Raw genomic sequence first — 7,058 nt, forward strand, 5'->3', positions numbered from 1 at the left:
CCCACCATCATGGCGGCGAGGCTCTTTTCGGTGACCTCGGAGGTTTTCACCTGGCCCACCGTCTTGCCCTGCCGCATCACGGTGATGGAGTTCGAGATCTCCAGCACTTCGGGCAGCTTGTGGGCGATGAAGATGACGGTCTTGCCCTGCGCCACCAGCGAGCGGATGGCGACGAACAGTTCCTGCACTTCCTGCGGCGCCAGCACCGCGGTGGGCTCGTCGAGGATCAGGATGCGGGCGTTGCGATAGAGCGCCTTGAGGATCTCGACGCGCTGCTGCTGGCCGACGGGGAGGGTGCCGACTGGCGGCAGCGGATCGACCTTGAGGCGGAATTTGTCGGAAAGCGCCTGCACCTCGGCGATCGCCTTTTCGCGGTCGAGCCGGATGCCGTTCCTCGGCTCGGAGCCAAGGACGACGTTCTCGTAGACGGAAAAACTCGGGACCAGCGAGAAATGCTGGAACACCATGCCGATGCCCGCGTCGATCGCCTCGCGCGGGTTGGCGAAATGCACCTGCCTGTTGTCGAGCAGCAGGGTGCCCGCATTCGGCTGTTCGATGCCGAACAGGATCTTCATCAGGGTCGACTTGCCCGCGCCGTTCTCGCCGACCACGGCATGAACTTCGCCCGGCTCGATGACGAGGTTCACCCCGTCATTGGCCACGACCCCGCCGGGATAGGTCTTGCCGATCCCGATTGCTTCAAGAAGCGCCATGCTGCCCCGCGCCTTCCTCGTTCCTAGTCCACTGCCTGCGGTCGGGGTGCCTTCTCCCCTTGTGGGAGAAGGTGCCCGAAGGGCGGATGAGGGGTTCTCGCCGCGCCCGCTGTCGTTCGTCGCTTCGCTCCGAACGCGCAACCTTTGGTTGCGGGACCCCTCATCCGGCGCTGCGCGCCACCTTCTCCCACAAGGGGAGAAGGGAAGGCGGCGCCGGAGCGCCGCCCTCACCACATCACTCCATGTCGCTCGCGACGACGATTTCGCCCGAGGCGATCTTGGCGGCGAGCGCATCGACTTCGGCGCGCACGTCGGCCGGCACCAGCTTCTCGTAGTAGGCGTTCTTGGAGATGCCCACGGCGTTGTCCTTGAGGCCGAGCAGCACGCGCTGGCCGTAGGCCTGGGTGCCGTCGATGGTGCCCTTGAGCGCCAGGTACAGCGACTCGCCGACCTTCTTTTCCACCGAGGTGAAGATCACGTCGGCCTGCGCCGGGTCGGTGGCGGCGAAGATCGTCGCCTGGTCGCTGTCGACGCCGACGGCGAGCTTGTCCGCGTCCTTGACCGCCTGCAGCGCGCCGATGCCGGTGCCGCCGGCGATCGGGAAGATGATGTCGGCGCCCTGGTTGATCTGCGCCAGCGCGATTTCCTTGCCCTTGGCCGGGTCGTTGAAGGTGCCGGCCACGGCGTTCAGGATCTGGATGCTGGGATTGGCGGCCTTGGCGCCCTGGTCGAAACCGGTCTTGAAGTCGGTGACGGTGGGGAATTCCATGCCGATGATGGTGCCCAGGATCCCCGACTTGGAGAGCTTGGCCGCAGCGTAGCCGGCGAGGTAGCCGGCCGACGAGGTGGTGTACTGGACGCCGAGCACGTTCTTGCAGTCGCAGGCTGTGAAGTCCGGGGTGTCGTCGAAGTCGATGAACTTCACGTCCGGATATTGCGGGGCGAGCGCGGCGATGTAGCCGGTCATGTCGAAGGTGCCGGCGATGACCACGTCGTAGCCGGAATCGGTTGCGTCGGCGAGGGCCGGCTCCCACTTCGAACGGTCATAGCCCGCTTCGATGATCTTCACGGTGACCGGCAGTTCGGCCTCGGCCTTCTTCATGCCGGCGGCGGCGTCGTCGAAGAAGCTCTTGTCGCCGAGCGTGCCGTGCAGCACCAGCGCGACCTTGAGCGGGTTGTCCTTGGTATATTCCTGGGCGGCGGCGGGGATCGCCGTCGAAGCCATCATGCTGGCCGTGAGCAGGATACCTGCTGCGGCCTTGCCGAGATTGGAGATCAGAGACATGCGCACTCCTGTTTGCGTTTGTTCTGGTTTCAGGGGGAATAGGCGGCGGATACGGCGTAGAGGGCATCGACCTTTGCGATGTCGACCTCCTCGACGAACGTAATCTTGGGGGTGCCGAGGCGCCCGGAGGGATCGACCAGCGTCATGCCGCGGGTCAGCCCCGGGGCGAGCTCGACGCTCGACGAGGCGAGCGTGGACCTCGTGACCATCGAGGGATCGAGCACCACGGCAGCGGCGAGCGGATCGACATAGAGGAAGCGGTCGGGACTGCCGCGGCGGACGCCGTTGCCGCGCGCATGCTTCTGCAGCGCCTCCGAGAAGCTCTTGAGCGGAGTGGCCGGGAGCGAGGCGAACAGCGCGTCGACCTTGTCGCCTTCCATGAAATGCGTGGTGCAGGGCTCCCACGGGATCACCACCGTCTCGATGCCGGCGGTCAGCACCACATGGCCGGCTTCGGGGTCGGCATAGATGTTGAATTCGGCGGCCGGGGTGGTGTTGCCGCGGCCGTAGACATTGCCGCCCATGATGGTGAGGGTGCCGATGCCCGCAACGATCGCGGGATCGAGACGCAACGCCAGCGCCAGGTTGGTGAGCGGCCCGATCATCAGGATATCGACCTTCTCGCCCCTGGCCGCGGCGGCGCGGAAGGTGCTGACGAGGACGCTGACGCCGTCGTCGGAGGTGTGGATGTCCTGCTTGGCCGGGCGCGGGGCGCCGCCGAGGCCGTCGTCGCCATGCACGTACTTGGCATCGATGATCGGCTGGGTCAGCGGCCGGTCGGCGCCGCGATGGACGGGGATGGAAACGCCGAGATGCGCGCACACGGCGAGCAGGTTCGTCGTCGCCTGGTCGCGGCCGACATTGCCGAACACCGTGGTGATGAGGTCGGGAACCTTGCCGTTGGCGACGAGGAGGATCAGCGCCTGCGCGTCGTCGACGCCGCCGTCGCTGTCGAAAATGAACTTACGCTTGGTCAAGCTAGGCTACTTCTTTCGTGTTCTTGGCATCGAGGGACTTGGCTGCCTCGACGCGGTGCCAGAAATCGGCGTAGGTCGCCGAATAATCCTGTCGGATGTCCTGATAGGGGCGGCGCGTCAAGCTGCGATCGGCGACCAGCTGCTCGCCTGCGACCCAGAGGTGCCTGAGGTCTCGACCGCTGCCCGAATAGATCAGCAGCGTTTCGGGATCGGGCGTTTCGGAATAGCCGGCGCCGCGGAAGTCGAAGGCGGCGATGTCGGCGGCCTTGCCGATCTCGAGGCTGCCGATCTCGTGGTCGAGGCCGAGGGCTTTCGCTCCGTCGATGGTCGCCATGCGGATGAGGTCGCGGCTGGTGAGCGGCTGCGCCACGCGCTCGCGATGGCTGGCGACGAGCCCGGCCACCCGCATCTCGGCGACCATGTCGTAGGAATTGTTGGCGGCAACGTTGTCGGTGCCGATCGCGACGGTGACGCCGGCCCGGCGCAGGTCGACCGCGGGGCACATGCCCTCGCGGCCCGAGCGGAGGCCGGCCGAGGCGCAGTAGGCCACGGAAGCGGCAGGGGCGCGGGCGAAGACGGCGATGTCCTCGGTGCTCAAGTCGAGGCAGTGCGCGGCGTGGATGCGGCCCTTGAAGAAGCCGATCTTTTCGAGCGCCACCGTGGCGGTGCTGCGGTAGCGCGTCTCGGTCTCGGTATTGTCCTCGGGACCGGCGGCCATGTGGAGATGGAGGCCGACGCCGAAGCGGTTGGCGACCTCGACCTCGGCCATCAGCAGGTCTTCGGTATTGTCGACATAGGGGGCGTGCGGGCCGAACCAGGGGATGACCCGGCCATCGGCGGAGCGCTGCTGCTCGAGGAAGGCGGTGGCTTTCGCCAGTTCCTCCTTGCCGCGCCGCTCGTCGCCCAGCTGCACGATGCCATAGGCGATGACAGAGCGGAGGCCGGCGGCCTTCACTGCGCCGGCGATCTCCTCGGCGAAGAAATACTGGTCGCAGAAGGTGGTGGTGCCGCTGAGCGCCATCTCGGCGCAACTCAGGGCCACAGCGGGGGCAATGTCGGAGGCAATGAGCGACAGCTCCGGCTCGCGGATCGAGTTGTACCAGCCGTCCATAGTGAGCAGGCTCTGGCCCTCGGAGCGGCCGCGGAACAGCACCATCACCGAATGGGTGTGGGCGTTCACCAGTCCCGGCGTGACGAGGTGTCCGGTCAGGTCGAACACCTCGTCGAAGCCGGACGGGTTGGGAGTGCCGTCTCTTGGCCCTACACCGCTGATCCGGCCGTCGCGGATGGTTACGAAGCCACCCTCGAACACCCGATTTTCAGCGTCCACGGAAAGAACCGTCGCTCCGTGGATAAGCGTTGAAGCCATTTGACCCCCGTCCGGTAAACCGGTTTACATGACGATCTAACGACACTCAAAAGCCGCTTGTCAAATGCATTCGCGGCAGGACCATGTGTGCTCAAGTGAGTCTCAATCCGTTCCAGGCCGACCCCGCCATCGCCGCCCGAGCCCGGCAGCTGAGCGCCGAAATCGGCGACAAGCTTAGCCAGGAAATCGCCCGGCTCGCCGCAGCAAAGAATCGCCGTCCGGAAGACAATTTGGGCGGCATAGTGCTCGGTTCCGAAGTGGCGATACTGCTCGAAAGCTTTGCACTGCAAAGCGTCGAGGAACTGATGCTTCTGGCATTGCCGGCGGCGCGGCAGATCGCCCGCCCGCCCATTTCGAATTTCTTCGTCGGCGCGGTCGGGCTCGAGCGCGAGACCGGCAATCTGGTACTCGGCGGTAACGTGGAATTTCCCGGCGCGCATCTGGGGTTCACGATCCACGGCGAAGGGTTCGTGTTCACCCGCGCCGCCTCGCGGGGGACGACGATCGAGACCATCGCCATCGGCGAGGCGCATCCTTGCGCCCATTGCCGTCAGTATATTTCGGAGTTTTCGACCAGCCGCGAGCTGACGCTGATCGACCCGCTGGGGCATCGGCTGAGCCTGGCCGAGCTCTATCCCTGGCCGTTCGACCCGGGCTATCTCGGCGACGCCGGCTACCTTGCCGGCTCCTATGACGCGGCCCTCGACCTCGTGCCCAACGATTGGCCGACCACCATTGCCGACCGCCTGCTCGATGCCGGGCGGAGGGCCCATGCGCCCTACAGCAGGTGCCCCGGCGCGGTGGTGCTGGCGCTGGCCGATGGCCAGACCGTCAGCGGCTTCTCGGTCGAGAGCGTGGCGTTCAATCCGACCATGGGGCCGCTGCAGGCGGCGATGATCAATCTCATCGCGCACGGCTATGACGTCTCCGATATCGCCGAGGCGGCACTCGGCACGCGGCTCGGCGGCAATGTCGACTATGCATTGAGCGTCACCGAACTGCTGGGGAAGCTGGCGCCGGGGGCGCCGCTCAATATCCTTGGATGGGCGTGATGCTCGATGCGGCGAGCGCCAGTTGGGAGGACGTTGCCGCCGGGATCGCGCGCGGGCTCGTCGCCGTGCTGCCGGTCGGCGCGGTGGAGCAGCACGGGCCGCATCTGCCGCTGCTGACCGACACAGTGCTGGCGTCGGGCGTCGCGCGGCGCATTGCCGAGGGGGTGGACGGGTTGCTGCTGCCGGCGATCGCCTATGGCGATGCGTGGAGCGCCGAGGACTGGGTGGGGACGTTATCGCTGTCGCCCGAGACATTGCGCCGGAGCATCGAGGATATCGGCCGCGGGCTAAGACGCATGGGGGTGAGGGGGCTCGTCACCGTCAACGGGCATTTCGGCAATCGCGAGCCGATCAACCTCGCGGCGCGGGCGCTGGGCGAAGCCGGTTTCCCGGTGCTGCATCTCGACTATCCGCGGCTCGAGGCGCTGGCTGCAGAACTGATGGAGTCGGAGCCGGCGGGACCAGGGTTCTATCACGCCGACGAGGTCGAGACCTCGATGATGCTGGCGCTGGCGCCGGGAACGGTGCGGATGGAGCGGGCGGCGCCGGAATATCCGGCGTTCCCGGAGCTGTTCGGGAGTGAGCCGATGAAGCTTTCGGCGTTCAACCGGTCGGGGGTGTTCGGCGACCCGCGGCCGGCTACGGCGGCGAAGGGGGAGGAGCTGATCGGGGGGATTGCGGGGGAGTCGCTGCGGTTGATCGGGATTTGGCGGGGGAAGTGGGGGATATGAAGCGCGGCGCGTGTGGCCACCCCCACCCTTGATCCCTCCCCACAAGGGGGAGGGAGACGATGGATCCGCTGCGACGGTGCCTGGGCCTGGCGCCTCCCTCCCCCTTGTGGGGAGGGACTGAGGGTGGGGGTGCCCCCCCGCTCGGTACTGACGTTTAGAAAGGCATTCTGTGACCTCCCTTCCCCCCGACTTGCTCATCAACGCCGCCGACGAAGTCAAAATCCGGCAGGACCTGTTGCTCGTGGCGCTCGGGAAGCGCCCGGCTGACCGTTCGCTGCGAGTGGGAAAACTGCTGGACGTGCATTCGCGGACCTGGCTGAGCGACCAGGAGATCGTGATGCGGGGGAGGCGCATTGCCTGGGTGGGGCCGGCAGGCGAGTACCAGGGGCAGGTCAAGGAGCGGTTCGAGGCGCCGCGGCTGGCGGCGGTGCCGGGGTTCGGCGAGGTGCACAAGCATATCGAGAGCTCGCACCTGACGCCCGAGTTCGAGGCGGCGCTGGTGCTGCCGCGCGGCAATACCTGGACCTGCGAGGCGAGCCATGAATTTTCCAACGTGAACGGTGTTCACAACCTCGAATTCTGGCTGGCGGCGAGACAGGCCGGCTCGCCGCTGAAGATCTTTCCGCAGCCCGGCTCGGCCGTGCCGCCCACCGCCTATGAATGGGGCGGCGGCTGGTTCGGCCACGACGAGCAGGCCAAGTTTCTCGCCGCCAGCACCATGGTCACCGGGCTCGACGAGGTGATGGACTGGCCGGCGGTGTGGAACCCCGAAAACCCCTCGCACCAGCGGCTGTGGGGGATGATCGAGGCGACCTTCGCGGCGCGCGGCGTGGTCGAGGGGCATGGTGCGGGCCTCCGCTCGCTGGCCGAGATCAACGCCTTCGCGGCTGCGGGGCTGGCCTCGGACCACGAGATGATGAGTGCCGACGAG

Annotated in this window: 6 protein-coding genes and 1 pseudogene; 3 read left to right on the forward strand and 4 right to left on the reverse strand. The window is 66.7% G+C overall.

Features of this window, described 5'->3' with window-relative positions; translation table 11 throughout:
* The 4 genes from JWQ89_RS21215 to JWQ89_RS21230 form a co-directional block, all read right to left on the reverse strand.
* Positions 1-713 (reverse strand): ATP-binding cassette domain-containing protein (locus tag JWQ89_RS21215; RefSeq protein ID WP_299644446.1); only part of this gene is annotated, 713 nt, incomplete at its 3' end.
* A gap of 235 nt (positions 714-948) precedes the next feature.
* Positions 949-1,998, reverse strand: coding sequence for a BMP family ABC transporter substrate-binding protein (locus tag JWQ89_RS21220; RefSeq protein ID WP_299644449.1), 1,050 nt, complete (start codon positions 1,996-1,998; stop codon positions 949-951).
* 29 nt (positions 1,999-2,027) lie between these two features.
* A complete protein-coding gene (locus JWQ89_RS21225) occupies positions 2,028-2,975 on the reverse strand; it encodes a nucleoside hydrolase (RefSeq protein WP_299644452.1) in 948 nt (315 codons plus the stop codon).
* Between the two features lies 1 nt (position 2,976).
* Complete coding sequence (locus tag JWQ89_RS21230) at positions 2,977-4,305, reverse strand: amidohydrolase (RefSeq protein WP_299644454.1); 1,329 nt, start codon at positions 4,303-4,305, stop codon at positions 2,977-2,979.
* Between the two features lie 134 nt (positions 4,306-4,439).
* Between JWQ89_RS21230 and JWQ89_RS21235 the strand changes: the two genes are divergently transcribed.
* The 3 genes and pseudogenes from JWQ89_RS21235 to JWQ89_RS21245 form a co-directional block, all read left to right on the forward strand.
* Entirely contained in the window at positions 4,440-5,396 is a 957-nt protein-coding gene (locus JWQ89_RS21235) for a hypothetical protein (RefSeq protein WP_299644456.1), read from the forward strand.
* On the forward strand, positions 5,396-6,127 hold the full coding sequence (locus JWQ89_RS21240; RefSeq protein ID WP_299644459.1) for a creatininase family protein: 732 nt from the start codon (positions 5,396-5,398) through the stop codon (positions 6,125-6,127). Before JWQ89_RS21235 ends, JWQ89_RS21240 begins: the two co-directional genes overlap by 1 nt.
* Positions 6,128-6,296: 169 nt before the next feature.
* A pseudogene (locus JWQ89_RS21245) lies at positions 6,297-7,058 on the forward strand (adenine deaminase); the annotation flags it as partial.

The sequence above is a fragment of the Devosia sp. genome (assembly GCF_028290645.1).
Taxonomy (GTDB): Bacteria; Pseudomonadota; Alphaproteobacteria; order Rhizobiales; family Devosiaceae; genus Devosia_A.